Origin of the sequence: Mesorhizobium sp. LHD-90, from assembly GCF_030929505.1 — a bacterium.
Lineage (GTDB): Bacteria > Pseudomonadota > Alphaproteobacteria > Rhizobiales > Rhizobiaceae > Kumtagia.
Genome location: NZ_JAVFVV010000004.1, coordinates 241970 through 268853 on the forward strand (window position 1 = coordinate 241970; position 26884 = coordinate 268853).

Sequence of the window (26884 nt, forward strand, 5' to 3'; positions counted from 1 at the left end):
ATGAAGAGATTTTTGGCCTCAACCGTAGCCGCCTCGGCGCTGGCGCTGATGCTTTCGTTTTCGCCGGCCGCCGCGCAGGAGGAAAAGCTCGACCCCAACGCGAAGGCGGGCGGCGAGATCACCATCACCTACAAGGACGACGTCGCCACGCTCGACCCGGCGATCGGCTACGACTGGCAGAACTGGTCGATGATCAAGAGCTTGTATGACGGGCTGATGGACTACGAGCCGGGCACGACCACGCTGCGCCCTGAACTCGCCGAGAGCTACGAGATCTCGCCCGACGGCAAGACTTTCACCTTCAAACTCAGGCAGGGCGTGAAATTCCACAACGGCCGCGAGATGACGGCCGAGGACGTGAAGTACTCGCTGGACCGCGTCACCAATCCGAAGACGCAGTCGCCCGGCGCCGGCTTCTTCGCCTCGATCGCCGGCTATGACGACGTCGCCGCCGGCAAGTCGGAAAGCCTGTCGGGCGTCACCGTGGTCGATCCGTCGACGATCAAGATCGAGCTGTCACGGCCCGATGCCACCTTCCTGCATGTCATGGCAATCAATTTCAGCCACGTCGTGCCGAAGGAAGCCGTAGAGCAATACGGCGCGGATTTCGGCAAGAACCCCGTCGGCACAGGCGCCTACAAGATGGCTGAATGGACGCTCGGCCAGCGCCTCGTCTTCGAGAAGAACCCCGACTACTGGCGCAAGGGCCTGCCCTATCTCAACAAGATCACCTTCGAGATCGGCCAGGAGCCGATCGTGGCGCTGCTGCGGCTGCAGAAGGGCGAGGTCGACGTGCCCGGCGACGGCATTCCGCCCGCGAAATTCCAGGAGGTGATGGGTGATCCGGCGCAAAAGGAACGCGTCGTGGTCGGCGGGCAACTGCACACCGGCTACGTCACCATGAACACCACCATGCCGCCCTTCGACAACGCCAAGGTGCGGCAGGCGGTCAACATGGCGATCAACAAGGACCGCATCGTCCAGTTGATCAACAACCGCGCCGTGCCGGCCAACCAGCCGCTGCCGCCGTCGATGCCTGGCTACGACAAGGGTTTTGCCGGCTACGCCTATGACGTGGACAAGGCCAAGGCGCTGCTCGCCGAAGCCGGGCATCCGGACGGCTTCGAGACGGAACTGTTCGTCATGAACACCGACCCCAACCCGCGCATCGCCCAGGCGATCCAGCAGGATCTCGCCGCGATCGGCATCAAGGCCAACCTGCAGTCGCTGGCGCAGGCCAACGTGATCGCGGCCGGCGGCGACAAGGCGGGCGCGCCGATGATTTGGTCGGGTGGCATGGCCTGGATCGCCGACTTCCCCGATCCGTCCAACTTCTACGGCCCGATCCTCGGCTGCGGCGGCGCTGTGCCGGGCGGCTGGAACTGGGCCTGGTACTGCAACGAAGATTTGGACAAGAAGGCCGCGGAAGCAGACTCCATCGTCGACCCCGCCAAGGCCGAGGAACGCTACAAGATGTGGAGCGAAATCTACGGCAAGGTCATGGAGGACGCGCCCTGGGCGCCGGTGTTCAACGAGCAGCGCTTCACCATGAAGTCGCCCCGCATGGGCGGCGCCGACAACCTCTATGTCGACCCCGTCCATATCCCGATCAACTACGACTATGTGTATGTGACCGATGTGCAGTAACTGCGACTACACCATCCACGGGCGCCACTATCATTTCGGCTGGGACAATTCGTTTGTCCCAGCCGAGCGGGTGGCGCCCGGCTCGACCATCGAGTTCAACTGCCTGGACTCGTCCGGCGGGCAGTTTGACACCGACAGCACCGTCGCCGACGTTCCAAAACTCGACTTCGCCAAGGTCAATCCGGTCACCGGCCCGATCTATGTCGAAGGCGCGGAGCCGGGCGACGCCTTGAAGGTCACCATCGAACAGTTCAAACCGTCCGGCTTCGGCTGGACGGCGAACATTCCGGGTTTTGGCCTGCTCGCCGACGACTTCAAGACGCCGGCGCTGAACATCTGGAAGTATGACGCCTCGTCTCTCGAGCCGGCCCTCTTCGGCAAGAACGCGCGGGTGCCCCTAAAACCCTTCGCCGGCACCATCGGCAATGCGCCGGCCGAGCCGGGGCTGCATTCGGTGGTGCCGCCGCGCCGCGTCGGCGGCAATCTCGACATCCGCGACCTAGCCGCCGGCACGGTGCTCTATCTGCCGGTCGAGGTGGCGGGCGCGCTGTTCTCGGTCGGCGATACCCATGCCGCGCAGGGCGACGGCGAGGTCTGCGGCACGGCCATCGAAAGCCCCATGGACGTGGTGCTGAAGCTCGACCTGGTCAAGGACGCGCGGCTGAGGACCCCGCGCTTCACCACGCCGGGTCCGGTGACGCGCCATCTCGACGCCAAGGGCTACGAGGTGACCACCGGCGTCGGGCCGGACCTGATGACTGGCGCCAAGGAATCCGTCGCCCAAATGGTCGACCTGCTCGCGGGGCGCTACAACATGGATGCCGTCGACGCCTACATGCTGTGCTCGGTCTGCGGCGACTTGAGGATCAGCGAGATTGTCGACATGCCGAACTGGGTGGTGTCGTTTTATTTCCCGCGGGTTGTGTTCGAGTGATGCGTTTGCGCACGCCCCCTCCACCGCCTTCGGCGGTCGTCCTTCGGACCCCCCGTAAACGGGGGAGGATCAAGGCCGCGGCCGCCCGCAGCGCTGGTTCCTCCCCTGCGAAGCGGGGGAGGGGGACCGCCGAAGGCGGTGGAGGGGGCGCGCGCCTTTGACCGCCCCTATCCTCACCGTCTCCAACCTCGCCGTCTCCGTCCATGGCGAGGACGGCGAGCGTGAAGTCGTATCCGATCTCTCCTTCGCATTGCAAAAGGGCGAGACACTGTGCATCGCCGGCGAGTCCGGCTCCGGAAAATCGATGACGGCGCTGGCCATCATGGGCCTGCTGCCACAGCCCGGCGCGCGCGTCTCTGCGGGATCCATAAGGCTCGGCGATACTGACCTCGCCACCCTCTCCGAAAACCGCATGCGAACAATCCGCGGCGACCGCATTGCCATGATTTTTCAGGAGCCGATGACCTCGCTCAACCCGGTTCTGTCGATCGGCCGCCAGCTTACCGAGGCGATCGAAGCGCATACGCCGCTGTCGCGCGAGGAGGCGCGCCGCCGCGCCGTCGAGGCGCTGAAGGCCGTGCGAATTCCGGAAGCAGAGAGCAGGCTAAAACAGTTTCCGCACGAGCTTTCCGGCGGCATGCGCCAGCGCGTGATGATCGCCATGGCGCTGGCACTGAAGCCCGACGTGCTGATCTGCGACGAGCCGACCACGGCGCTCGACGTGACCGTGCAGGGCGAGGTGCTGGAACTGCTTCGCGACCTCCAGCGCGAGCAGGGAACCAGCATCATCCTGATCACCCACGACATGGGTGTCGTCGCCGAGATGGCCGACCGCGTCATCGTCATGCGCCACGGCCGGATGGTGGAGGAAGGCTTTACGTCCGCCATTTTCGCCATTCCGCGCGAGGACTATACGCGCGAGCTTCTGGCGGCCGTGCCGAGGATTGGGGGCGGCAGAGCCGGACAATTGGCCCCCTCACCCGCCCTCCGCTTCGCTCGGGCGACCTCTCCCCAGAGGGGAAAGGAGATCGGAGAGGCCGGCGCTGCGCTGGATATCAAACACGGGCTTGGCGCGAACGGCGGCAAACCTCCTCTCCCCGGCGGGGAGAGGGTGGCCGAGCCCCGGCTGGATCGCGGCTCCGTGGGTGCGGAAGGCCATGATCCTTCGGTCCGCGATCCGGGCGGGAGCGGAGGCCGGGTGAGGGGGCCCACAACGGAACCTGCCGTCGCCGCTATCCACGATCTCACCGTCCGCTTCGACCTGACAGGTGGATTCTTCGGCCGGGTCGACCGCCGCGTGCATGCGGTCGAGGGCGTCGGCTTCACCATCGGACAGAACGAAACGCTGTCGCTTGTCGGCGAATCGGGCTGCGGAAAATCGACCACGGCGAAGGCCATCGCGGGCCTCGTGCCCTATGCCGGAAAGATCGAGATCGGCGGGCGCGACCTTGCCTCGCTCGGCCGCGCCGAACGCATGGCGATCCGCCGCGACGTGCAGATGGTGTTCCAGGATCCCTATGCCTCGCTCGATCCGCGCATGCGCGTCGGCGAACTGGTCGAGGAGCCGCTGGTTATCCACGGCATCGGCGACAGGAAAGAACGCCGCGACCGCGTCGCCGCGCTGTTCGAGCGCGTCGGCCTCTCCGCCGACCAGATGGAGCGCTACCCGCACGAATTCTCCGGCGGCCAGCGGCAAAGAATCTGCATCGCCCGGGCTCTGGCGTTGCGGCCGAAACTCATCATCGCCGACGAGAGCGTTTCGGCGCTCGACGTTTCCGTCCAGGCGCGCGTGCTGAGGTTGCTGAAGGATCTGCAGCGCGAATTCGGCGTCGCTTACCTGTTCATCTCGCACGACATGGCAGTGGTGGAGAACATCTCGGACCGCGTCGCGGTCATGTATCTCGGCCAGATCGTCGAAATGGGAACGCGCGACCAGATTTTTGCCAGCCCGCGCCATCCCTACACGAAGCGCCTGATCGAGGCGGTGCCGATCCCCGATCCCTCGCGCCGCCGCGCCCGGTTTGCAAGGCTGGACAAGGAGATACCGAGCGCGGTGCGTCGTGTCGGCGACGAACCGCCGAAAACCCTGCTGCGGGATTTCGGCGAAGGCCATCTGGTTTCGGAGTTCGGCCTATGACGGCTCGCCGGCGACGGCGCCTTCGGTTTCAGCGACCCGCCGGCGCGAGCTGCCGCGAATTGCGAGCGTCACAGGAAACGTGACGTCGGGCGGCGGCGTGCCGTTCTCGATCGCATCGAACAGCGCGCCGGCCGCGGTCTCGCCAAGAAGGTCCGCGGGCTGGATCACGGTCGTCAGCCGCGGATTGGAGATGGCGGCAAAGGGAATCCCGTCAAAACCGGTCACCGCCAGATCGTCCGGCACCGAAACGTCGGCGCGTCGCAGCGCATCCAGCATGTGCAGTGCCATCTTGTCGTCGTAGCACAGCAGCGCGTCCGGCCTCTCGCGCGCCACCAGGCGGGCGACGCTCTCGAAATCGGTCTGCTCCTCTCCGGTCGAATATTCGCGGATGCGCGGCTCGATGCCCAGCGCCTCCAGCGACCGCAGGATGGCGTTGCGGCGCAGCCGGTTCGAGGCGATGTCCGGACCGTTGACGTAGGAAAGGCGCCGCTTGCCGAGACCGAGCAGGTGCTCCACCATCAGCCGGATACCAAGTTCGTCGTCGGCGCGCACGCGCCCGAGCGGCGTTTCGCTGGCCAGCACGGCGTCGGCGCCTTCATGCAGGATGAAGACGGCGTGTGCCGGGCGAACTTCCTCGATAGTCTCGCGCATCGACAGCGGCGTGCTGCAGAACACGATGCCCTCGGCTTGATGCTCGATCAGCGTGCGCAGGCTCCTGGTGCGCCGCGCCTCGTCGCGTGAGCCGTCCATGACGATCACCGTGTAGCCGCGGCTGTCGGCCGCCCGGCCGAAACCTGCGACGACCAGCGCGTGGACCGGGTCGGTGACGTCGGGCACCAGCAGGCCGAGCGTCCTGCTGGTCTGGCGGGCGAGGTTGCGCGCCGCCGCGTTGGGCACGTAGCCGAGGTCGCGCGCCACTCGCCGGATCGCGGCCCGCGTCTGCTCGCTGATCTCAGGGCTGCCGCGCAGCGCCCGCGACACGGTGGCCTCGGAAACGTCGAGCGCCCTGGCGATGTCCGAAAGGGTCGGACGCCCGGGTTTCCTGGGTGCGAACTGCTCTTTCATGACCTGTTGTTTCTCGCCCGACTTTCGGCCGGCCGGCTCGTCCTGCCTGTCTCTCGACCGCCGCAACCGCTTGCGGCCGCTCGCCAGCATTCGGGGCTGGAGCGTGAAATGTCAAACGCAACCGCTTGCAGCAGCACTCGTGGACCGGGCTACCAGACCGGGAGGACGAAAGCATCTGACGGCGGCGCTCCGCCATTGTCTGAAAAAGGTCAGTACAGCTTTCCGCGTGCAGTCACCGGCCAGAGCGTTTCGACCTTGCCGCCGCGCACGCCGACATACCAGTCGTAGAGATTGCAGGTCGGGTCGCAATGGCCGGGCACCAGTTTCAGCCGGTCGTTGATTGCGAGCAGGTTATCGGGATCCTCGATCTTGCCGTGTTCGTCATTGGCGGCGGCATAACGCACGCCGGGTCGGTCAAAAATCACCGGCAGGCCGCTGTCGACGGCCAGCGCCTTCAGCCCGGCATCGCAGACGGCGCGGTCGGGCTCCGGCTTGCTCATCACCGCGGTGAGCACGAACAGCGCATTCTCGAAACCGCCGACCACGCCGCCGCCGGCGTCGCGGATGCGGCCGTAATCGGCGTCCATGAAGATGTAGGAGCCGCATTGCAACTCGTTGTAGACGCCGGAATTGCCCTCGATCTCGAAACTGCCTGTGCCGGCGCCGCCGATTATGGCGCAGTCGAGCCCGGCTACGCCAAGCAGCCGAACCGTCTGGCGCGTCTGTTCGATGGCGATGCCGATCGCCGCCCCGCGTTCGGCCGCATCGGCGATGTGCTGCGCGGCGCCCTGATAGGCCTGCAGGCCGGAAAAGATCAGGTTTTGGGCCGCGGCCACCCTCCGTGCCAGGTCGACGGCAGGCGCGCCGGCGGCAACGCCGCAGCGGCGCGCGCCGCATTCGATTTCCACCAGCACTTCGATCGTGACGCCGTGCCGGACCGCGGCGGCCGACAAAGCCTCGACGCCGGTGGCATCGTCGGCGCAGACGATGATGCGTGCGTGCCGCGCCAGCCGTTCGATCTTCAAGGGGTCGCGCACCTCGTTGGAGACGAGGATGTCGCGGATGCCGGCGCGCGCCAGCGCCTCCGCCTCCGACACCTTCTGGCAGCAGACGCCGCAGCCGCCGCCATGCTCGATCTGGTAGCGCGCGATGTCGGCCGACTTGTGCGTCTTGGCATGCGGGCGCAGCCGTACCCCCATGCGCTCGATGGCTTCCTTCATGCGCGCGCAATTGCGCTCGAAGGCGTCGAGATCGACGATCAGCGCCGGCGTCTGAATTTCCGAAATGTCCATGCCGACTGCGGCGGGCACGTCGTAACCTACTTCCAATGCGGCAATCCTCTGATCCATGGCGGTCATGCTCCGATGGTGGCAGCCGCCGTTTTCGACCCGGCTTGCGATCGGTCGAGTTTCAGGCAAACTGCGCGTGTTTTCAATGCTCTTTGCATATCGGATCGACTCCTCTATGGATTTTGTCAAGTTTCCTAACTAAAGGATTTCCGTGAAACGTGTTGAACCCCACGAAGCCGCGATCCGCGCAACCTTCACCTCCAGCGCGCGCTCCGTCTTCCGAAAGCTGTTTGCCGAGGGGCCGGCGACGCGGCCGCAGCTTTGCGCCGCGCTCGACTTGTCGCGGCCGACCATGTCCTCCTCCATCGGCGAGCTGGAGCGCGTCGGTTATGTCGAGAAGATCGGCGAGATCCAGGGCGCGCTCGGCCGCAAGGCCGGCATGTACCGGCTAGGGGCAGGCGCCGGTCATGTGATCGCGGTCGATGCCGGCTCCACCCATGTGCGGCTGCGTGTCTCAACCCTCGACCGCCGGCTGCTGCACCACCGCGTCTACCGTCTGGCCTCCAACCAGCGCTATCTCGGTCCCGAAATCAGCCAGGCGGTGGCGGAGGAGATCGAGGCGGTCCGCGCCGAGACCGAAAAGGGCTGGGGCAAGCTGCGGGCGCTCGGCATCGCGCTGCCGTCGCGTGTGGTCGAAGACGACACGGAGAAGGCGGCGACGCGGCAGGAAAACCTGTTCAGCCATTTCAAGCCGCCGGCCGACGTGCCGCTGCTGCTCGAAAACAACGTCAACTGCGCGGCGATCGCCGAGCAGAGCCACGGTGTCGCCAGGGGACACAAGGATTTCGCCTATATCCAGGTCGGCGTGAAGATCGGCATGGGCGTGGTGCTGGGCGGCCGGCTGATCCGCGGGCGCAGCGGCGCTGCCGGTGAGATCAGCCATCTTCCCTATCCCTGGGGACCGGGCCAAAAACCCGAAAATGGCGCGCTGGAGGACCATGTCGGTGCCGAGGCGCTGATGCAGCGCGTGCGCGCCGCCTGGCCCGGTGCTCGGGGGCCGGCGCCGGCCGACACCGCCGCGCTGTTCGCGCTGGCGGGACAAGGCGACGAAGACGCGCTTAGCCAAGTGAGGCGCCATGCCGAGGACATCGGCGCGATCGTCTCGGCCTGCGTCGGCGTCATCGATCCCGGCCTGTTCGTGCTCGGCGGCGGCATCGGCAGCAACCCGCTGATGCTGCCGACGGTGCGCGAGACGGTGCAACGGCTGAGCTATCCGACCGACATCGAGTCCAGCCTGCTCGGCCATGACGCTACAGTGCTGGGCATCGAGAAGATCGCCGCCGACCATGCGTGTGAGATGCTGGTGGGGACGGTCACGGACTGACGCAGTCTAGAATCGATTGAGTTTCCGCTCTCGAGCCACAGGCTGCACCCATTACGGACTGGGCGCCTTTGCGCCACGACACTGCGTTCAAGAATTGCTGCAAGCACGACGGAACGAGTTCGATGATTGAGGACAATGGCCTGCCTTCTGACTGGGCGACCGCGGCAGGCAACTATCTCGCTCGAAACCAGCAATTGAGCGATGACGGCAAATCTTGGGACCATACATTCACGTCTGCCTATGAAATGAGTTGCGAGGCGTTGGCAGCTCTTGGATATGCAGAAGAAACTGACCGGGGCGCCGTGCCTCTGAAAGACCCTAGACTACCCGAAGTTCTCCCGCGTTGGGACGATGTATGCGCGGTTGTGCTCAAGCTAGCCGATCAACGAGGGCAGCTGCGGTATCGCCTTCCGGATGGCAACGTGCCGCCTGTAAAAGTGCGGGGGTTCGTAATTCGCGCGGTGGTAGTCGCGCCTCCGCCAGCAGCGAATATCAATGCGGCTGAAGGCCTTGGACCTGCATACGCGATGCCAGACGTCCAATCGGTGTTGCAGGCATTGGGGTTGGTAAGCAATGGAATGTGGACGACGATTGCCGAAACCATCTGCTGGCGGGATCAACCCAGAGAATGGGGTGGAGATTTCACATCCGACCGAAGGTTTGTTGCCGCCATCAAGCGCGCGGCGAACTCAATGCCCGAAGACATTAGAGACGAGATGGATCGGCTTGCGGCGATCACCGAAAGTGATATCGCCACGGCCTTGGCAAACAGCAAGGCATGGTACGAAGAACAGCGCGCCAAATACGGTCCGAAAGCGCTAATCCGTGCTTTCACAACAAATGAACAGGCGCGCAGGAGCATTGAATCCGGTCGCCGACACAGTCTCGATTGGCTGTTCTTCCGTCGCTGGCGTCTCAGCGATGGTTGGTTGACGGTTGAGGAGGCAAAAAAAGCCCTGGAGGTTTTTCATGATCCCCTGGCCATCGCAATGCGGCGCGCGGTAGTCGAGTGGCTCTACCCCGACTTGCCCTTCCTGTGGGAGAGATAGCGCTCCCAAGTCGGCAGTGGTGGTCCACTTTCTACCCCATAGCCGAAATTCGAACCGAGACGCTGCCTTAAACTCCGTCCGCCTCACCCATCCCCGTCGCAGCGCCGCAAAAAGAGCCGCCCGATCACAATCCCCTTGCGCATCCGATTTTGTTTGTTAAGCTGCGTAACATAATAGGGATCGACACCGCGAGGGCGCGGCGCCGGTAACCGGGAACATCAACACGCACTGGAGGTATCGATGACGACGGCTTGGAGTTTGGGCAGGGTGAGCCTTGCCGCGCTGGCGCTTGCAGCGTCACTCGGCGGCGCGAAGGCTGAGGATGCGGTGACGCTGGAATACTGGGTCTATTCCGACTTCGCCCAGGGCGAGGCGCTGAAGCTGCAGCAGGCCTTCATCGAGGAATTCCGCAAGACGCATCCCAACGTCACCGTCAACATCACAGGCAAGGGCGATGACGACCTGACCACCGGCCAGGTGACGGGCGCCGCCAGCGGTACGCTGCCGGACGTGTTCATGAACGGCGTGGCGGTGGGTGCTCAACTGGTCGAGGCTGGCGCGCTCAACAACATCTATGCCGACTTCATGGCGACGCCGCAGGATTTTCGCGACTCCTTCGATCCGGCACTGATTGCCATGTGCTCGCCGAAGCCGGAGACCATGTATTGCCTGCCCTATACCGGCTACGGCTCCTTCATGTTCCGCAATCTCACCGTGCTCGAGGAAGCCGGTGTCGACATTTCGAAGCCGCCGAAGGACTGGGCCGACTGGCTGTCGCAGATGGAGAAGGTGAAGGCCAAGGGCAAGTTCGCCGTGCCGGACCAGACGCAGGCCTGGCAGTCGATCGTCGACACCTATTCCGGCGTAGCGACCAGGGACGAATGGGGGGGCGGATTTCGAGGCCAAGACCACCAAGGTCAATCCGGAAAAATACGCCCAGGCGCTTCAGATGTTCGTCGACATGAAGCCCTACAACAGCGGCACCAGCCGCAACGACCAGGCCACCAAAGATCTGTTCATCAGCAACCAGCTCGCCTTCCACCTGGTCGGTCCGTGGGTCAACCCGACCTATGCGGAGGCCGCCAAGGCATCCGGCCTGAAATACGATTATGTGTTGGTTCCCGGTAAGGCCGAGGGCGATTTCGGCGGCATCAAGGGTTACGAGTTCATCGGCGTCGCCCCCGGCAAGAACGCCAAGGTCGCGTTCGAGTTCGCAGCCTACGTCACCGCCAAGGAACAGATGCTGCGCTGGGCGAAGCTGCTGTCGCGTTACAATGCAAGTGCCGCCGCCATGGTCGATCCATCGGTCGCCAGCGACCCGCTGATCGCCATCACCAACAAAGCGGCAGAAAACGCCATAGACGGCATGCCGCCCTATTTCGTCGGGGCCTACCCGAACTGCTACCGTTCGATCCTGACCGACAACGCACAGGCGGCGGCCGACGGCGAGTTTTCGCCGCAGGAAGGCGCGACCGCGCTCGTCGAGGAACTGAACGAATGCCTGGCCGGCGGCTGATCGGTTAGGCTGAAATCCAGATCGGCCGACCCGACTTGGGCCGGCCGGCATTCCTGAGGCGTCGCATGATCGAGAAGAAACACATTCCGCACCTGCTGATGGTGTTTCCGTTCATGGCGCTGTTTGCCGTGTTCTTTCTCTATCCGATCGTCAGCGGCCTCATCTACTCGTTCCATGACTGGAACGCGACAACGCAGATGCGCTTCGTCGGCCTCGGCAATTACGAGCGCATCATCGCCTCGCGCGACTTCAAGAAGGCGATGTGGAATCTCGGGACCTACATCGTCATCACCGTGCCGCTCGGCATCGCGGTCTCCTTCTGCCTCGCCCTGCTGGTCGACAGTTTCAAAGGCTTCTGGTCGAACTTTTTCCGCAGCGCCTTCTTCATGCCGGTGGTGCTGCCGATGTTCCTGGCCGCCACGATCTGGCGCTGGATCTACACACCCAACATCGGCCTGTTGAACACCATCCGCGGCTGGTTCGGGCTGGAATCGGTGCAGTTCCTCAACGACACGAGCACGATGCTCTATTCGCTGATCGCCGTCGACGTGTGGGTATCGGCCGGCTTCAACATGGTCATCATCCTGGCCGGGCTGAAGAACATCCCCAAGCACTATTATGAGGCGGCGCGGCTCGACGGCGCGAGCAAGCTCCAGGAGGTGTTTTACGTCACCATCCCGATGCTCTATCCCGTACTGTTCTTCGTCACCACCTATGGCGTGATCTCGGCGCTGCAGGTGTTCGACACGCCCTGGCTGCTGACCGGATCGTCCTTCTCCGACTATGGCGGGCGCCAGAACGCGCTGCTTTTCCCGGTCATGGACATGATGGGGCGCGGTTTCGGCGAGCTGAAATTTGGCCAGGCCTCCGCCTACGGTTTCCTGCTCACCGCCGTCATCGTGGTGGTCACGGCCGGCATGTTCGCCTTCCGCAGAAAGGGATACGACGCATGAGCGCCTCCCTGACGATGATCGGCCAGCGCACGCAGGCGGCCGGCTGGGATTTTTCGGTATGGACCGTGCTGAAATGGGCGGTGGCCATTTGCCTTACCGTCGTGGCCGTCTTCCCGATCGTCTGGATGGTCAATGTGGTGTTCGCCGAGCCGGGCGTGCCGGTCTCGATCAATCCGCGCCTGGTGCCGACCTCCTTCAGCCACGGGGTGGAGAAGATCCGCATGATCTTCACCGAGACGCCCTATCTGCGCGCCTATTACGTCTCGATCGCCTACAGCCTGCTGACCATCGCCGGCGTGCTGATCGTCGGCTCGATGGCGGCCTTCGAGTTCGCTTTGTTCGAGTTTCCCGGCAAGCGGCCGATGTTCGCCGTAGTGATGCTGTCGCTGATGGTGCCGTCGGCGGTGACGCTGATCCCGCGCTATCTGCTGACCGCCGATCTCGGCTGGCTGAACACCATGCAGGGCCTCGTCGTGCCGGGGCTGGCTTCGGCCTTCGGCCTGTTCATGCTGATCCAGTTCATGAAGTCGATCCCGAAAGAAATGATCGAGGCTGCGCGGCTCGACGGCGCCAGCCATTTCCAGATCTATCTGCACGTCGCGCTGCCGCTGTCGAAGAACGCGCTGGTGACGCTGGCCATCCTCACCTTCATGCAGACCTGGGGCAACTTCATCTGGCCGCTGATCGTTGCGCCGAGCCCGCAGCTCTACACGGTGGGCCAGGTGGTCGGCCTGTTCAACGCACCGTTCTCGCATGTCACGGTCGACGTGGTGATGGCCGCAAACCTTCTCGCCGCGCTGCCACCGCTGATCTTCTTCCTGCTGTTCCAGCGCAAGATCGTCGAGGGCATCGCCATGTCGGGCACCAAGGGCTGAGCCGCATGGTGCCCATCCTCTCCTTTGTCCGTGCGCGTGAGCCCAAAAGCTCGCCAGTCCCGCAAATCAGTTCCCGAGGTCGCCATGGCCCAGCTTGAAATCGTCGACGTCTCGAAATCCTACGGCACTGTCGAGGTGCTGAAAAACGTCAACCTGTCGATCTCGTCCGGTGAATTCGTCGTCTTCGTCGGCCCGTCGGGCTGCGGAAAGTCGACGCTGCTGCGCATGATCTCCGGACTTGAAGAAATCGCCGACGGCGAGATCCGGCTGGACGGCAAGGTGGTGAACCGGGTCGACCCGGCCAGACGCGGGGTCGCCATGGTGTTCCAGTCCTACGCGCTCTATCCGCACATGACCGCCTTCCAGAACATGGCCTTCAGCCTGAGCATGGCGCGCGAGCCGAAGGCGCTGATCAAGGAGAAGGTCGGCCGCGCGGCGGAGATCCTGCGGCTGGAAAAGCTTCTGGAGCGCCGCCCCGGCGAGCTTTCCGGCGGCCAGAAGCAGCGCGTCGCCATAGGCCGCGCCATCGTGCGCGAGCCGAAGGTCTTTCTGTTCGACGAGCCGCTTTCGAATCTGGACACGGAACTGCGCGTGCAGATGCGCGCCGAGTTGATCCAGCTTCACGACAAGCTCGGCACCACGATGATCTACGTCACCCACGACCAGGTCGAGGCGATGACGCTGGCCGACAAGATGGTGGTGATGAATGGCGGCATCATCCAGCAATGCGGCAGCCCGCTCGATCTCTATGATGATCCCGACAACAAGTTCGTCGCCGGTTTCATCGGCTCGCCCAAGATGAATTTTCTGAGGGCGACGGTGGAGGCTGTGCATGGCGGCAGGATCACCGTTGCGGATGTCGGCGGCGGCGGCCGATTCGACCTGCCGTTCGCCGGGTTCAACGCTTCGGTGCGCGAGGTCGAGCTCGGCATAAGGCCCGACTATGTGGAGATCGCGAGCGAGGTCGGCCGGCCCGGCACGCTTGAGACGAAAGTTGCCTTCGTCGAGGAACTCGGCGACGTCACCTACATCCACACTGACACGGCCAGCGGCGAGCGGCTGGTGATTCGCAGCAACAAGGCGCGATACCGCGGCGGCGCGCAATGCGTGGCGAGCCTCGATCCGGCGGGCATATTGCTGTTCGACCGGTCCGGTGCGCGGATCAGAAGCACCCATTGAGCAGGCATATGCGAACCAACACGACATCGCGTCCGGGCAGCCGGACGCGCGGCGCCACCGGCTTGACGCTGTCGGCAGGCAGATGCGGAGGAACCGCGTGACCGCGCTCGGCATCGACATTGGTGGGACGAAGACGCATCTGCGTTTCTACGACCCGGCCGGCGCCGCGCGCGACCTGGTGCTGCCGAGCGCCGAATGGCGGCTGCGCGACTGGGACAAGGACGCCGTCGCGCTGCTCGGCATCGCGCAAAATTTCGCAGGCGACATCGCGGCGCTGGCGGTGGGCGCGCATGGCTGCGACGACGCGGCCGAATGCGAGGCGTTCCAGGCGGCCTTTGCACGCCATGCGAAATTTCCGGTGACGGTGGTCAACGACGCGGAACTGCTGCCTGCGGCACTCGGCTACGAGCACCAGATCGGGCTGGTTGCCGGCACCGGATCGATCGCGGTCTGCCGGGATGCGAAGGTCGGCATGCTGGTCGCCGGCGGCTGGGGCTGGGTGATTGGCGACGAGGGCAGCGCGTCGGGCCTGATGCGCGAGGCGGCGCGAACGATCAGCCTGCATCTCGACAGCGGCGGCTCGATGGCCGAGCCGCTGGTCGAGCTGATGTTCGAGGCGCTGTCGATTCCGAGCGCGGCACGCATCGGCTCGGTGGTCGCCCGCCAGGGCGGGGCGGCGGCACTGGGAAAACACGCGCCGGTGCTGTTCGAGGCGGAAAGGCGCGGCTCGCTGCTTGCCCGCCAGGTGATCCGCGATGGGGCGCGGCATCTGGCCGATCTGGTGGCGCGGCTGAAGAGGAACGGCGCCGAGGCCGATGTTGTGGTCGCCGGCGGTGGCGTGATCGTCGCCCAGCAGAGCCTCGCCAACGCGTTTCTGGACGAGATTTCAAGGCGTTACGGCGGGGCGATGACGGCAAGAATCTATACCGGCCCGCCGGTGGAAGGCGCCTGTCGGCTGGCGGCAAAGCTCGCCGGCCACGCCGAACCGCCGGCCGCGATCGGCCGCCCGGCCGTATCCTCTTGAATTTTTGAAGACAATCGGAAAGGCAAGTCATGAGCTATCGTTCAACCGTCGCGCGGCAGCCGGAATCCATCGCGGCCTGTATCGAGGCTGCCCGAGGCCAAGTCGAAACCCTTGATCTTGCTCCGTTTTCCTCCGGCCAGATCGCCGTGACCGGCATCGGCGCGAGCTTTGCCGCCTCGGCCGTCGTCGCCGGTGAACTGGCGCGCAACGGTCGGCGCGCGGTGGCGCTGCGCTCGGTCGACCTGATCGACGCCGGTGACGCGGCCGACGCCATCATCGCGCTTTCGCATCGCGGCCGCAGCGTCGAAACCGTTGATTCCCTTAAGAAACATCCGGGCGCGGCAAAGCTTGCCATTACCAACAGCGAGACCAGCCCGCTGGCCGAGGCCGCCGGCCGGCACATCAGACTGGAGAACGGGCCGGACGCGACGCCCTCCAGCACCGGCTACACGGGCACGCTGGCCGCCGCCGGATTGTTGACGGAAAAACTCTGTGGGGCGAGCGGCACCGACTGGTCGGCGCTGCCGCAAACGGTCAGGGACACGCTGGAGCGGGCGGCAGAAAAAATGCCACGCCTCGGCAAATTGTTCAACGATCGCAGGGCGATAGACTGCGTCGGCGCGGTCTCCTCGCTGGGCACGGCGGACGGTGCGTCGCTGCTGATCCGCGAGGCGGCGCGCATTCCGGCCGGTGCCACCGACACCAGGCACTATCTGCACGGGCCGATGGAATCCATGGATTCGCGCACCGGCGTGGTGGTGTTCGGCGACGGCCGGGAGGTCCAAATGGCGCTGCAGCTTGAGGAAATCGGCTGCCCGGTGCTGTTGGTGACATCTAACCAGGACGTCTCCGACAAGGGTGTCTTGGCCGTCATGCGGGTGCCGGCGCTGCAAAACCGGATCGCGCGGGGCATCGTCGACATTCTGGCGGCACAGTTGCTGGCGGCGGAACTTTCGGATGCGGCGGGGCTGACCGACACGAAATTCCGCTACCGCCAGACCGACACGAAGATTCCGGTCGCGGCCTGATCGCGGTCTTTCGAAACAGAGAGGGATTTCAATCTGTTAAGGCCCTCACGGCTGGCGGTGCTGCGGCCTTCGCGCGCTGCCGCGCCATCCGTGTTGAGGTCGCGTGAAGTCCAGAATATCGCTTTGTTTCAATGCCTTATCCGGAACGCACGAACAAAACACCACGACGGGCTTCACGAAAGCCCGCTTTTTTGCAGGTGCAACCGCCGTTTTCGGCGCCATGCGCTTCATGCTGCGCGCATTGGGCTTCTCTATTTCGAACGCGGCCCTGTCGCTTGGCTGAAGGACAACGGCCTTGCCGGGATCGGTGGAAATCGACACCATCGAGGAATGAACCTCGACCTCGAAAATTTTCTTCCCTACCGGCTGCACCGCATCGCCGGCGTGCTGTCGAACCGAGCGCGCGACGTCTACAGGCGTAAGCACAGGCTTACGGTTCCGGAGTGGCGGGTGCTGGCGACGCTCGGCCAGTTCGGCCGGCTGACCGCGAGTCGCATCGGCCGGCATTCGGCCATGCACAAGACCAAGGTGAGCCGCGCGGTTGCAGCGCTGGAGGAGCGGCGCTGGCTGGTCCGCGAGACCAACGAGACGGATCGGCGCGAAGAATTCTTGACGCTGACGAAATCGGGCCGGAGCGCCTATGAGGAGATCGTGCCCGACCTGGCCGGCTTCGAAACTGCGCTGAAGGAAAGGCTGGGCGAGGCTTCGAGCAGGGACCTGCTTGCTGGTCTCGAAAAACTCGAAGCCGTGCTGCTCGGCCCAGGCCGAGCGAGCAACGCGCGCCAGGGCCGGACGGGCGAAGGGTGACGCCTACCGCAGCCCGGCCTTGCGGTAGATGGCGTCGGGCCGGCAGGATGATGGAGCGCGGCGCGATGCCGGCCGCGCCGAGAATGCCGATTCTGTGCAAGTCACCGATCCCTGGGTTCAATCGAAAAAGCCGCGGTCGTCCTCGGCGAGGTAGCGGCGGGCGCGTTCCGGCACGATCTCGACGCCGAGCCCAGGCCGGTCAGGTACCTGGATGAAGCCGTCCTTGACGATCGGGTCGGGCAGGCCGTCGACGATGTCGTTCCACCATTCGGGATCGCCGGTCGTGTATTCGAAGGCGATGAAGTTGTTCGGCAGCGTCGAGGAGACCTGGACCAGCGCCGCCAGGCCGAGCAGGCCGTTGGCGGTGCCGTGCGGAGCCATGGTGATGCCGTGCAGGTCGGCATATTCGGCGATCCATTTCAGTTCGGCGATGCCGCCGACATCGGCCGGATCGGGACCGACGACGCGGACCGCCTGGGTCTCGATGAGTTCCTTGAAATTCTGGCGGAGGTAGATCTGCTCGCCGGTGTGGATCGGCGTGGTCGTGCTGTTGGTCAGGTCGCGGTAAAGGCCGGCATTGACCCAGGGCGTGTAGTCTCCCGACAGCAGGTCCTCGACCCAGAGAAGGTTGTAGGGCTCCAGCAGGCGGACAAGCCGGATGGCGTCGCCCAGCATCCAGCCGGGGCCGCAATCCAGCGCCAGCCCGACACGATCGCCGGTGACTTCCTTCATCGCGGCCACGCAATCGACCAGATGCCGCAGGCCCTTTTCGGTCACCGCGCCTCGGTCGAGCGCGCCGTGGAACGGGCTGGCTTTCGGCTCGCCATAATAGAAGTCGGGAACTTCCCGCTTCATCGGCGAATGGAAGCCGATCGGCTGCTTGACGATTGTAAAACCTTCGGGCGACGCCATCATCTTCCTGATGTCGTCGGCATAGTCCTCGGGCCGGTAGCCGGAGAAAGGGAAGCGGACGGAGCCATTGTAGATGCGGACACGATCGCGGATCTTTCCGCCGAGCAGGCGGTGGATCGGCAGGCCGGCGGCCTTGCCGGCGAGATCCCACAGGGCGGTCTCGATGACGCTGACCGCCGAACCCCACGGCTTGAAGCCGCCGCGCTGGCGGATCTTCAGCATGACGCGTTCGACCAGCGTCGGGTCCTCGCCGATCAGCGCCTCGCGGAAGGCGAGGATGTGCGGCTTGAGATAGGGCTTCCAGGTCTCCGCCTGGGCGAAGCCGGAGATCCCCTCGTCGGTCACGATCCGCACGACCGGGCTCTTGCCGATGACGGCGCATTTCAGGTCGACGATTTTCATGGCTGTCCTCCCAGACGCCCGTCAGCCCGGCATGGCTTGCGAAATGGTTTTGGCCATGTCGATCGCGGCCATGCGGATTTCCTCCATGCGGCTGGCCTCGGCGCCGGCGAGGAACGGCACGCTCAGCGCGCCCACCATCTTGCCGCCGCCGGTGAGGATAGGGGCGGCGAAGGCATGGATGCTGGGGGCGTTCTCGCCCTTGTCCTGCGCCCAGCCGAGGCGTTTTATCTTCGCCAGTTCGGTGCGCAGCCGTTTTGGGTCGGTGACGGTTTTGCCGGTGTAGGCGATCAGTGGCTTGGCCAGCCACAATTCCAGCTCTTCCGGCGGCAGATGCGCCAAGAGCAGCTTGCTGGCCGCGCCGGCGTGGATCGGCATGCGCTGGCCCGGCGCGACGGTCAGCGCGTATTCACGGCGGCCCTGCGCTGCCGCAAGCACCAAAATGCCGTCCTGGTCGATGACGCTGAGTTTTATGCCTTCGCCGAGTTCCACGGCCAGCCTGTCGAGAAAGGGCTGGGCGGTCGCCGCGAGGTCGACCTCGCTGGCGCGCGACGCCACATGCGAGGCCAACGACAGCAGCCGACGTCCGAGATGGTAGGCGCCGCCTTCATCGCGCCGGACCATGTTGTGCTGCTGCAGCGAGTTGAGGATACGGTAAATGGTGGTGCGCGGCAGCCGCAGGGTCTCGGTCAGCTCGCGGATCGTCTGGCCGGAATCGTGGTGTGCAAGCTCGCCGAGCACCTCCATCATCCGGTCGATGACCGGGATGGTGTGCTTGCTACCCGCATCGTCGGTTATGTCGCTCATCCGTCGCCCTAGCGGTTGACAATCGTGGCCTCGTCACTACCATATGAAATTGAACTGTCAAAGTTCATATTTGGATTGATTGCTGGGCAATCGTCCAGCGCGGCGCTGCCGCACCGGGAGGAGTTTTGGTCGATGACTGGGCGGAGAGCATGTCCCTCGCGGCAGGCTGCGCATCGCGCGGCGCCCGGTTATCCTGCCTGCATTCCGATCCTGCCTTACCAGTCCGAAAGGCCATTTCCATGCTGACGGTTTCATCGATCGGCCACGTCGCCATCCGCGTCAAGGACGTGGAGCGGACGCTGGATTTCTACATCAATCGACTGGGTTTCGCCGAGATGCTCAGGCTGGAGCGCGACGGCCAGCTCTGGTTGATCTACCTGCGCATCACCGACGACCAGTATCTCGAAGTGTTTCCGGACGGCGAGGGCGAGCGGGCGGCCGAGCGCGAGGCGGTGGGCTTCAACCATATGTGCCTTGCCGTGCCGGACATCGAACAGACGGTGCGCGAGCTGGACGCGGCGGGCGTCGAGATGATCCGGCCAAAAGTGCTGGGCGCCGACGGCAACTGGCAGACCTGGATCGAGGATCCGGACGGGCATCGCATCGAACTGATGCAGATGATGCCGGACGCCATGCAGCCGGCGGCCATTGCCCGCCTCCGGGCCGGATGATCCGCCATGGCCCGCATCACCTACCTGACCACGATCGACTTCGGCGCCGGCGAACTCAAGTCGCTGCCGGCGGCACTCGGTGATCTCGGGATCGCCAAGCCGCTGCTGATTTCCGACGCGGGCCTCGCCGCCTCCGGCCTTGTCGTCAGGGTCGGGGCGATGCTGCCGGCCGGCGCGCCGGTATTCCTCGACACACCGCCCAATCCGACCGAAAGCGCCGTGCTGGCGGCACTTGACGTCTACCGGACAGGCGGCTGCGACGGCATCGTCGCGCTCGGCGGCGGATCGCCGATCGACCTCGCCAAGGGCGTGGCGCTGCTGGCCACCCATGACGGGCCGCTTGAGCAATATGCGGCGATCTATGGCGGCATCGAGCGTATTTCGGCAAGTGTCGCGCCGGTGATCGCCATCCCGACGACGGCGGGAACCGGCGCGGAGGTTGGCCGCGCCTCGCTGCTGACGCTGGATGACGGGCGCAAGCTGGGTTTCATCAGCCCGTATCTCATTCCGCGCCGCGCCATCTGCGATCCCGAACTGACGCTCGGCCTGCCGCCCACTCTCACCGCCGCGACCGGCCTCGACGCGTTGTCGCATTGCATCGAAACGCTGTTCTCGCCGCGCCAGAACCCGCCGGCCGAGGCGATCGCGCTGGACGGCGCCGGGCGGCTCTGGCGAAACCTGCCGAAAGCCTTCGCCGACGGGTCCGATCTCGCGGCGCGGAGCGAGGTGATGATGGGCGCGCTGCATGGCGGCCTGTCGTTCCAGAAGGGGCTAGGCGCCGTGCATTCGCTGAGCCATGCGTTGGGCGGGTTGAAGGATCTCAAGCTGCATCACGGCACGCTGAACGCCATCCTCATGCCGATCGTGGTGCGTTTCAACGCCGCTCATGTCGGCGACAAGCTGGCGCGGCTGAAGGCGGCGATGGGCCTGCCGGCTGATGCCGATCTGGCGGGCGAGTTGGAAGTGTTGAACCGGAGTTTCGGGCTGCCTGCCGGCCTTGCGGCGATGGGCGTGACCCGCGCGCATTTCGACTGGGTGGTCGAGCGGGCGCTGGCCGACCACAGCCACGCCACCAATCCGCGCACAGCTCCGGCGGAGGACTATCGCGCCATGCTGGAAGAGGCTTTTGCCGAGACCGCCGCCAAGGACGTGCCATGAAGATCGTCGCCCAAAAAGTGTTCATCGCGAATGTCTCGCGGACCAACTTTGTCTTCGTGAAACTTTATACGGACGACGGCATCGAGGGCGTCGGCGAGGCGACGTTGGAGTGGAAAACCAAGACGGTGGTGTCGGCGCTCGAGGAACTCGAGCGGGTGCTGATCGGCCGCGATCCCTTTGCGGTCGATGCGATCATCGAGCAACTGCACCGCGACAGCTACTGGCGCACCGGCGCGGTTTTCCGCACGGCGCTGGGCGCGATTGAGGCAGCACTTCTCGACATCAAGGGCAAGGCGCTGGGCGTGCCGGTGTTCGAACTCTTAGGCGGAAAATTCCGCGAGCATGTCGACTGTTACGCCAATCATTGGTTCTTCGGCGCGACGACGCCGGAGGAATATGCCGCCAAGGCGCGCGCCGGAGTGGCGATGGGCTACAAGGCGCTGAAATGGGACCCGTTCGACGTCGCCGACCTCGAAATGGACAGAAAACAGCGGCGGCAGACGATCGAGATCGTCGAGGCGGTGCGCGACGCGGTTGGGCCGGACATCAATCTGATGCTGGACGTTCACGGGCGGCTCAACGTGCCGACGGCGATCGCCATGTGCAAGGCGCTGGCGCCGTTCGACCTGACTTGGATCGAGGAGCCGACGCCGCCGGAAAGCATCGACGCGCTGGCCGATGTGCGCGCCCACAGCCCGGTGCCGATCGCCGCCGGCGAGCGGTTTTATGAGCCCGGAAAATTCCTGGAGGCACTGTCGAAGAAGGCGGTCGACATCCTGCAGCCGGACGTGTCGCATGCCGGCGGCATGGGCGAGACCAAGCGCATTTCCCATATGGCCCATACGCACCTGATCCCGGTGGCGCCACACAATCCGGTCGGGCCTGTCATGAACGCCATGACGCTGCATATGTCGGTGGCGATCCCGAACTTTTCCGTCTTCGAGACGGTGTCGGTCGACGTGCCGTGGCGAAGGGAATTGGTGCGCGAGACCTTGCAGTTCCGCGACGGAACGATCCTTGCGCCGACCGCGCCGGGGCTGGGCGTCGAGCTGATCGAGGAAGCCTGCGCGCGGTTCCCCTACGAGGCGACCAACGTGCCGCTGTTCGACGGATCGATGAACACCAGCGGCGTGGCGACCGGTGCGCAGACGCTGTCGGGCGGGGATACCCGCTGACCGGCGGCAACGCCAGCGTCTCAGCTGAGTTCTTGGGCGAGTCCGATGAGAAGCCCTTCAGGCCCGCGGATGTAGCAGAGCCGATACGCGTCTTCATACTTGACGACTTCGCCTACGAGTTCAGCGCCGCGCGGGCGGAGCCTTTCTAGCGTCTCGTCGATGTCGTCCACGGTGAACATGACGCGAAGGTAGCCCAGGGCGTTGACCGGGGCGTTGCGATGATCCGTGACGACCGGCGGCCTGAGGAAGCGGGAGAGTTCGAGACGGCTGTGGCCGTCCGGTGTGCGCATCATCGCAATCTCGACATGCTGATCGCCCAGTCCGGTGACACGTCCGGCCCATTCTCCTTCGATCATGGCCCGCCCTTCGAGTTCGAGGCCGAGTTCCCGAAAGAAATCGATCGTCGCATCGAGGTCCTCGACGACGATTCCTACATTGTCCATCCGCTTGAGCGCCATGCCTTTCAGCCTCCAATGTTCTGTTCCAGTGCTCATCACCAATTCGTTCCCAAGCGGTCTTGGGCATGGGAAGGCCGCTGAAACTCCTGCAAAACATTACCAGCGCAACTGCGCGGTTGACAGGCAGGGTCATTGCCATCATAGTTATCCATAGAATTGACAGAGTTCAAATATGAACTAACGGACGAAGAGCCGGCGTCGATCTGGAGGAGGCAGACGGAGGATGGCGTTGCGGGTTGGACTTTCGCTGCATGGCTCATCGCTGAGCGAACAGGGCGCGCGTTTCGCGGCGCAGCTCGGCGTGCGCGACGTCGTCGTCCATCTCACCAATTACACGCGCAACGGCGACGGCTCGGGCTATCTTGCCGGCGGCGTCGGCCCGATCAACGGTGAGTGCATCGACGCGCCGCTGTGGAGCTATGATTATATGGCCGGCATGGTGGCCATGCTTGCCCGCCACGGGCTGAGCATTGCTGCGATGGAGAACATCTCGCCGAATTTCTGGTCCGACATCCTGCTCGACGGGCCGCGCAAGCTGGAGCAGATGGAGGCAATGAAGGGGCTGGTGCGCGATGCCGGTCGCGCCGGCATCCCCGTCATCGGCTACAATTTCTCGTTGGCCGGCGTGTGGGGCTGGCAGCGCAAGCCGATCGCGCGCGGCAACGCAATCACCGCCGTGTTCGCCGCCGACGAGGTCGACATCGACAGCCCGCTGCCGGACGGAATGGTGGGCAACATGCGCTACCGCGACGCGGTGGCCGGCGCGGCTGCGCAGACGGCGGACGAGCCGACGCTGTGGGCGCGGCTGGAATGGTTCCTGAACGAACTGGTGCCGGTGGCGGAGGAGGCGGGGGTGCGGCTCGCCGCCCATCCCGACGATCCGCCGGTCGAGCGGCTGCGTGGCACCGCGCGGCTGGTCAATAGTCACGCCAAATACGACCGGCTGCTGGCCATCGCGCCGAGCCCAGCCAACGCGCTGGAATTTTGCGTCGGCTCGCTGGCCGAGATGCGCGAGGGCGACATTTATGAGACGACGCGGCGTTTTGCGCGGTCGGGCGCCATCGCCTATGTCCATTTCCGCAATGTGCGCGGCAAGGTGCCGACCTATGTCGAGACCTTCGTCGACGACGGCGACGTCGACATGGCCGAGATCGTGCGTGTGCTGCACGAGGAGGGTTTTGACGGCGTGCTGGTGCCGGACCACGTGCCGGACCTCGACTGCGCTGCTCCCTGGCATGCCGGCCATGCCTATACGGTCGGTTACATGAAGGCGCTGGTGGCGCATGCCGCCGCGCTGTCTGCGGCGCGCCCGGCAGCACCTGTCCGCAATCCTGCAATCGCCGCCGTGGCGCGGTAACGACGATCCGGCCGGCGGGCCGGGCGCGACGCTTGTGTCGCATGGGAGGAAATGACGATGAGGATGAAGACGACAGCATTGCTGAGCGCGGCCATCGCAGCGCTTTCGGCCGGCACGGCATTCGCCGGCGAGGTGACCTGGTGGACGCCCAACTTCAACGAAGCGCGGGCAAAGACGCTGGTGGAAAAATTCCAGGCCGCCAATCCCGGCATCACGGTGAAGCTCGAGGTCACCACCACGGACGGCCTGCCGCAGCGCGTGCTGACCGCGTTGCAGTCGGGCGCCGCACCCGACATCGTCGACGTGCAGCATGGCTGGGTGAACGGCTACGCGCAGAACAAGCTGGTGCTGCCGCTGGACGAGGTGCTGAAGGACCGCGAGGACTATATCCCGGCGGCGCTGGAATACGTCACCTGGGACAGCAAGCTGTGGGGCATCCCCTACCGCATCGAGACGCATGCGGTGATCTTCAACAAGGGCGACTTCACAGCCGCTGGCCTCGATCCGAACAAGCCGCCGCAGACCTGGGACGAACTGGTCGCGGCCGCCGAAAAGCTCTCCACCGACGGCAAGTCGGGCTTCGCCATTACCGGCGGCGGCGAGGTCGGCAACACCATCTTCCGCTCGCTGCCCTTCATGTGGATGGCCGGCGGCGGCATCATCTCCGACGACGGCAAGAAGGTGCTGGTCAACAGCCCCGAGAGCGTCAAGGCCGTGACCTTCTACACCGACTTCTTCAAGAACAAGCTGTCGCCGGCTTCCACCCTGGAGAATGACGGCACGGCCAACCGCCGGCTGTTCATCGCCGAAAAAGTGTCGATGTACCAGTCGGGCCAGTTCGACGTACCGTCGATCAAGAAGGAGAATGCCAAGATCGACGTCGGCGTCATGCCGATCCCGCATCCCGAGGGCAGCAAGACCGCCGCGATCCTCGGTGGTTGGAGCCTCGTCGTGCCGTCCTCGGCCAAGAACCCGGAAGAGGCGAAGACCTTCATCGCCTTCCTCGCGGAGTCCGACAGCCAGGCGGTGCTGACCGACACGTTCCCGGCGCGCATCTCGGCGATGAAGGCCGAGCGCTTCAACGATCCGATCCTCGATGTGTTCAAGCAGATGCTGCCCTACGGCCGGCCGGTGCCGGCGCATCCGCGCTGGGTGCAGATCAGCCAGGCGTATTTCGACGGCATCCAGCGCATCCTGCTCGGCGACGAGGACGCGCAGAAGGCCATGGACGGTGCCGCCGCAGAAATCGAGTCGCTGCTGTAACCAGAGCGCTCCTCCCCGGTGCCCCGGCGGCATTTTTTCGCCGCCGGGGCACTGAGTTCAAGCTGGATTTTCCCTAGAATGCAGAGACAATCGACAGGCTATCTGTTCGTGTTGCCGGCGCTGATGCTGCTGGCTATGCTGATCGCCTATCCGGTCGCCTACACGGCGCTGCTCAGCGTCACCGACAACCAGGGCGAATATGTCGGGCTGGAGAACTTCCGGCGCATCCTGGCGGCGCGCGCCACGCCCATCGCCTTCTGGAACACGCTGTGGTGGGTGTTCGGCTCGATCGTCTTCCAGGTCGTGCTGGGCGTGCTGACGGCGATCCTGCTCAACCAGAATTTCCGGGGCAGGGCGCTGGTGCGCTCCGTGACGCTCGTGCCGTGGGTGGTGCCGGGCATCGTCGCGGCCACCACCTGGGCGTGGATGCTGCACACCGAGTTCGGCATCATCAACTACATGCTGACGGCGCCCGGCCTCATCGACGAGCCGGTCGGCTGGCTGACCAACGGCCGCACGGTGATGCCGGTGATGATCGCCATCAACGTCTGGAAGATGTTTCCCTTCGTCGCCATCATGGTGCTGGCGGGGCTGCAATCCATCCCCAACGACCTCTACGAGGCGGCGCGCATCGACGGCGCGAGTTTCTGGGAAGAGGTCTGGTACGTGATGCTGCCGCAGGTGCGCATGGTGATCGTCGCGGTCACCCTGCTGCTGGTGATCTGGGCGCTGAACCACATCACCATCATCTACGCCATCACCAGGGGTGGCCCGGCCAACCGCACGCTGATCACGCCGATCCAGATTTTCCGCACCGCCTTCGAGGGCGTGCAGTTCAACCAGGCGGCCGCGCTGTCGGTGATGTTCTTCGGCGTCGCGATCGTGGTGGTGTTCGTCTACATCAAGACCCTCGCTTCCAGCGGTGACCAGCCATGAGCGCCAAGGCGGAAACCCTGAAGCGCCCCGGCCTCGGCCGTCCGCTGATCATCGTCGGTTCGGTGCTGGTGGTCGTGGTCTGCCTGTTCCCGTTCTGGTGGATGGCGCTGTCGTCGGTGAAGACGCTGCGCGAACTCTATACGATCCCGCCGATCTGGTGGCCGGAAGCGCCGACCTGGGACAATTACCGCAAGGTTTTGTTCGAATCGAACATACCGCGCTATTTCCTCAACAGCCTGGTGATCTCGATCGGCGCAACCGCACTGGCGCTGGTGCTGGCGGTCTTCGCCTCCTACGGCTTCGCGCGCTTCAACTTCAGGGGCAAGCCGTTGCTGCAGTCTTTCGTGCTGGTCGGGCAGTTGCTGCCCACCGCAGCAATCATCGTGCCGCTGTTCATCACGCTAAGGGTGTTGGGACTGGTCAACACCTATTGGGGCCTGATCCTGGTCTACATGATCATCACCCTGCCGCTCTCGGTGTGGATGCTGACCAGCTACTTCAAGGCGATCCCGGTCGAACTCGAGGAAGCGGCGATCATCGACGGGGCGAGCCGGCTCGGCTGCCTGCTGCGCATCACGCTGCCGCTGTCGCTGCCGGGCATCGTCTCGGTGCTGGTCTACGCCTTCGTCACCACCTGGAACGAGTTCATCTTCGCGCTGTGCTTCGCCACCGATTCCTCGGTGAAGACCTTGCCGATCGGGCTCGCGGAGTTCTCCACCGAATTCAACACCGACTGGGGTGCCGTCATGGCCGCCTCGGTGGTGATGACGCTGCCCATCGCGCTCCTGTTCCTGTCCATGCAGCGCCTGTTCATCGGCGGTCTCACCGCCGGGGCCACCAAAGGTTGATCGAGGCAATTGC

The 26884-nt window shown here is 64.7% G+C and carries 24 protein-coding genes and 1 pseudogene; 19 read left to right on the forward strand and 6 right to left on the reverse strand.

The window, feature by feature from the left end:
- The 3 genes from RB623_RS07115 (at nt 1) to RB623_RS07125 (ending at nt 4718) form a co-directional block, all read left to right on the forward strand.
- A complete protein-coding gene (locus RB623_RS07115) occupies nt 1-1647 on the forward strand; it encodes an ABC transporter substrate-binding protein (protein WP_308056078.1) in 1647 nt (548 codons plus the stop codon).
- Nucleotides 1637-2581 carry an acetamidase/formamidase family protein gene (locus tag RB623_RS07120; protein WP_308056079.1) on the forward strand — a complete coding sequence of 315 codons (945 nt, stop codon included), beginning with the start codon at nt 1637-1639 and terminating at the stop codon, nt 2579-2581. Before RB623_RS07115 ends, RB623_RS07120 begins: the two co-directional genes overlap by 11 nt.
- 157 nt (nt 2582-2738) lie before the next feature.
- Nucleotides 2739-4718 (forward strand): ABC transporter ATP-binding protein, encoded by a 1980-nt coding sequence (locus tag RB623_RS07125; RefSeq protein WP_308056080.1) that lies wholly within the window; start codon nt 2739-2741, stop codon nt 4716-4718.
- Here RB623_RS07125 and RB623_RS07130 read toward each other — a convergent pair.
- A complete protein-coding gene (locus RB623_RS07130; RefSeq protein WP_308056081.1) occupies nt 4713-5783 on the reverse strand; it encodes a LacI family DNA-binding transcriptional regulator in 1071 nt (356 codons plus the stop codon). The two genes, RB623_RS07125 and RB623_RS07130, sit on opposite strands and share 6 nt — an antisense overlap.
- 209 nt (nt 5784-5992) lie before the next feature.
- A complete protein-coding gene (locus RB623_RS07135; protein ID WP_308056082.1) occupies nt 5993-7132 on the reverse strand; it encodes a DSD1 family PLP-dependent enzyme in 1140 nt (379 codons plus the stop codon).
- A 151-nt stretch (nt 7133-7283) separates the two neighbouring features.
- On the opposite strand from RB623_RS07135, the gene RB623_RS07140 reads away from it, so the two are divergent.
- The 8 genes and pseudogenes from RB623_RS07140 to RB623_RS07180 all read left to right on the forward strand — a co-directional run bounded on the left by RB623_RS07140 (nt 7284) and on the right by RB623_RS07180 (nt 16080).
- Nucleotides 7284-8456 (forward strand): ROK family transcriptional regulator, encoded by a 1173-nt coding sequence (locus tag RB623_RS07140; protein ID WP_308056083.1) that lies wholly within the window; start codon nt 7284-7286, stop codon nt 8454-8456.
- A gap of 122 nt (nt 8457-8578) precedes the next feature.
- Nucleotides 8579-9505, forward strand: coding sequence for a hypothetical protein (locus tag RB623_RS07145; RefSeq protein WP_308056084.1), 927 nt, complete (start codon nt 8579-8581; stop codon nt 9503-9505).
- Between the two features lie 240 nt (nt 9506-9745).
- Nucleotides 9746-11021 (forward strand): annotated as a pseudogene (locus RB623_RS30355) (extracellular solute-binding protein).
- A gap of 65 nt (nt 11022-11086) precedes the next feature.
- Nucleotides 11087-11974: a sugar ABC transporter permease gene (locus RB623_RS07160; protein ID WP_308056086.1), complete on the forward strand. Its 888-nt coding sequence runs from the start codon at nt 11087-11089 to the stop codon at nt 11972-11974.
- A complete protein-coding gene (locus tag RB623_RS07165; RefSeq protein ID WP_308056087.1) occupies nt 11971-12849 on the forward strand; it encodes a carbohydrate ABC transporter permease in 879 nt (292 codons plus the stop codon). Before RB623_RS07160 ends, RB623_RS07165 begins: the two co-directional genes overlap by 4 nt.
- 84 nt (nt 12850-12933) lie before the next feature.
- Nucleotides 12934-14028, forward strand: coding sequence for an ABC transporter ATP-binding protein (locus RB623_RS07170; RefSeq protein WP_308056088.1), 1095 nt, complete (start codon nt 12934-12936; stop codon nt 14026-14028).
- Nucleotides 14029-14125: 97 nt separating this feature from the next.
- Nucleotides 14126-15052 carry a BadF/BadG/BcrA/BcrD ATPase family protein gene (locus RB623_RS07175; protein ID WP_308056089.1) on the forward strand — a complete coding sequence of 309 codons (927 nt, stop codon included), beginning with the start codon at nt 14126-14128 and terminating at the stop codon, nt 15050-15052.
- A gap of 29 nt (nt 15053-15081) precedes the next feature.
- On the forward strand, nt 15082-16080 hold the full coding sequence (locus RB623_RS07180; protein WP_308056090.1) for an SIS domain-containing protein: 999 nt from the start codon (nt 15082-15084) through the stop codon (nt 16078-16080).
- A gap of 45 nt (nt 16081-16125) precedes the next feature.
- On the opposite strand, the gene RB623_RS07185 is transcribed toward RB623_RS07180, so the two are convergent.
- The gene (locus RB623_RS07185; protein ID WP_308056091.1) at nt 16126-16404 is read right to left on the reverse strand and encodes a hypothetical protein; all 279 of its coding nucleotides are present in this window, start codon (nt 16402-16404) and stop codon (nt 16126-16128) included.
- Between the two features lie 6 nt (nt 16405-16410).
- Between RB623_RS07185 and RB623_RS07190 the strand changes: the two genes are divergently transcribed.
- Nucleotides 16411-16887 carry a MarR family transcriptional regulator gene (locus tag RB623_RS07190; RefSeq protein ID WP_308056092.1) on the forward strand — a complete coding sequence of 159 codons (477 nt, stop codon included), beginning with the start codon at nt 16411-16413 and terminating at the stop codon, nt 16885-16887.
- Between the two features lie 117 nt (nt 16888-17004).
- Here RB623_RS07190 and RB623_RS07195 read toward each other — a convergent pair whose 3' ends face one another.
- Together RB623_RS07195 and RB623_RS07200 are read right to left on the reverse strand one after the other, a co-directional pair.
- The gene (locus RB623_RS07195) at nt 17005-18201 is read right to left on the reverse strand and encodes a mandelate racemase/muconate lactonizing enzyme family protein (protein ID WP_308056093.1); all 1197 of its coding nucleotides are present in this window, start codon (nt 18199-18201) and stop codon (nt 17005-17007) included.
- A 21-nt stretch (nt 18202-18222) separates the two neighbouring features.
- Nucleotides 18223-19005, reverse strand: coding sequence for an IclR family transcriptional regulator (locus tag RB623_RS07200; protein ID WP_308056094.1), 783 nt, complete (start codon nt 19003-19005; stop codon nt 18223-18225).
- Between the two features lie 239 nt (nt 19006-19244).
- Between RB623_RS07200 and RB623_RS07205 the strand changes: the two genes are divergently transcribed.
- From RB623_RS07205 to RB623_RS07215, 3 genes are read left to right on the forward strand one after another with little or no spacing between them, the layout of a single operon-like run.
- Nucleotides 19245-19676 (forward strand): VOC family protein, encoded by a 432-nt coding sequence (locus RB623_RS07205; protein ID WP_308056095.1) that lies wholly within the window; start codon nt 19245-19247, stop codon nt 19674-19676.
- 6 nt (nt 19677-19682) lie between these two features.
- Nucleotides 19683-20834 carry an iron-containing alcohol dehydrogenase gene (locus RB623_RS07210; protein ID WP_308056096.1) on the forward strand — a complete coding sequence of 384 codons (1152 nt, stop codon included), beginning with the start codon at nt 19683-19685 and terminating at the stop codon, nt 20832-20834.
- A complete protein-coding gene (locus RB623_RS07215) occupies nt 20831-22009 on the forward strand; it encodes a mandelate racemase/muconate lactonizing enzyme family protein (RefSeq protein ID WP_308056097.1) in 1179 nt (392 codons plus the stop codon). The genes RB623_RS07210 and RB623_RS07215 overlap by 4 nt, the downstream gene beginning before the upstream one ends.
- Nucleotides 22010-22029: 20 nt before the next feature.
- Here the strand turns inward: RB623_RS07215 and RB623_RS07220 are convergent, their stop codons facing one another.
- Nucleotides 22030-22467, reverse strand: a complete 438-nt coding sequence (locus tag RB623_RS07220) for a VOC family protein (protein WP_308056098.1) — start codon at nt 22465-22467, stop codon at nt 22030-22032.
- A 229-nt stretch (nt 22468-22696) separates the two neighbouring features.
- Here RB623_RS07220 and RB623_RS07225 point away from each other — a divergent pair, with 229 nt between their 5' ends.
- From RB623_RS07225 to RB623_RS07240, 4 genes are all read left to right on the forward strand, one after another.
- A complete protein-coding gene (locus RB623_RS07225; protein WP_308056099.1) occupies nt 22697-23824 on the forward strand; it encodes a mannonate dehydratase in 1128 nt (375 codons plus the stop codon).
- Between the two features lie 57 nt (nt 23825-23881).
- Nucleotides 23882-25087: an ABC transporter substrate-binding protein gene (locus RB623_RS07230; RefSeq protein WP_308056100.1), complete on the forward strand. Its 1206-nt coding sequence runs from the start codon at nt 23882-23884 to the stop codon at nt 25085-25087.
- Between the two features lie 78 nt (nt 25088-25165).
- Complete coding sequence (locus tag RB623_RS07235) at nt 25166-26023, forward strand: sugar ABC transporter permease (protein WP_308056101.1); 858 nt, start codon at nt 25166-25168, stop codon at nt 26021-26023.
- Nucleotides 26020-26871 carry a carbohydrate ABC transporter permease gene (locus RB623_RS07240; protein WP_308056102.1) on the forward strand — a complete coding sequence of 284 codons (852 nt, stop codon included), beginning with the start codon at nt 26020-26022 and terminating at the stop codon, nt 26869-26871. Before RB623_RS07235 ends, RB623_RS07240 begins: the two co-directional genes overlap by 4 nt.
- Nucleotides 26872-26884: the final 13 nt, after the last annotated feature.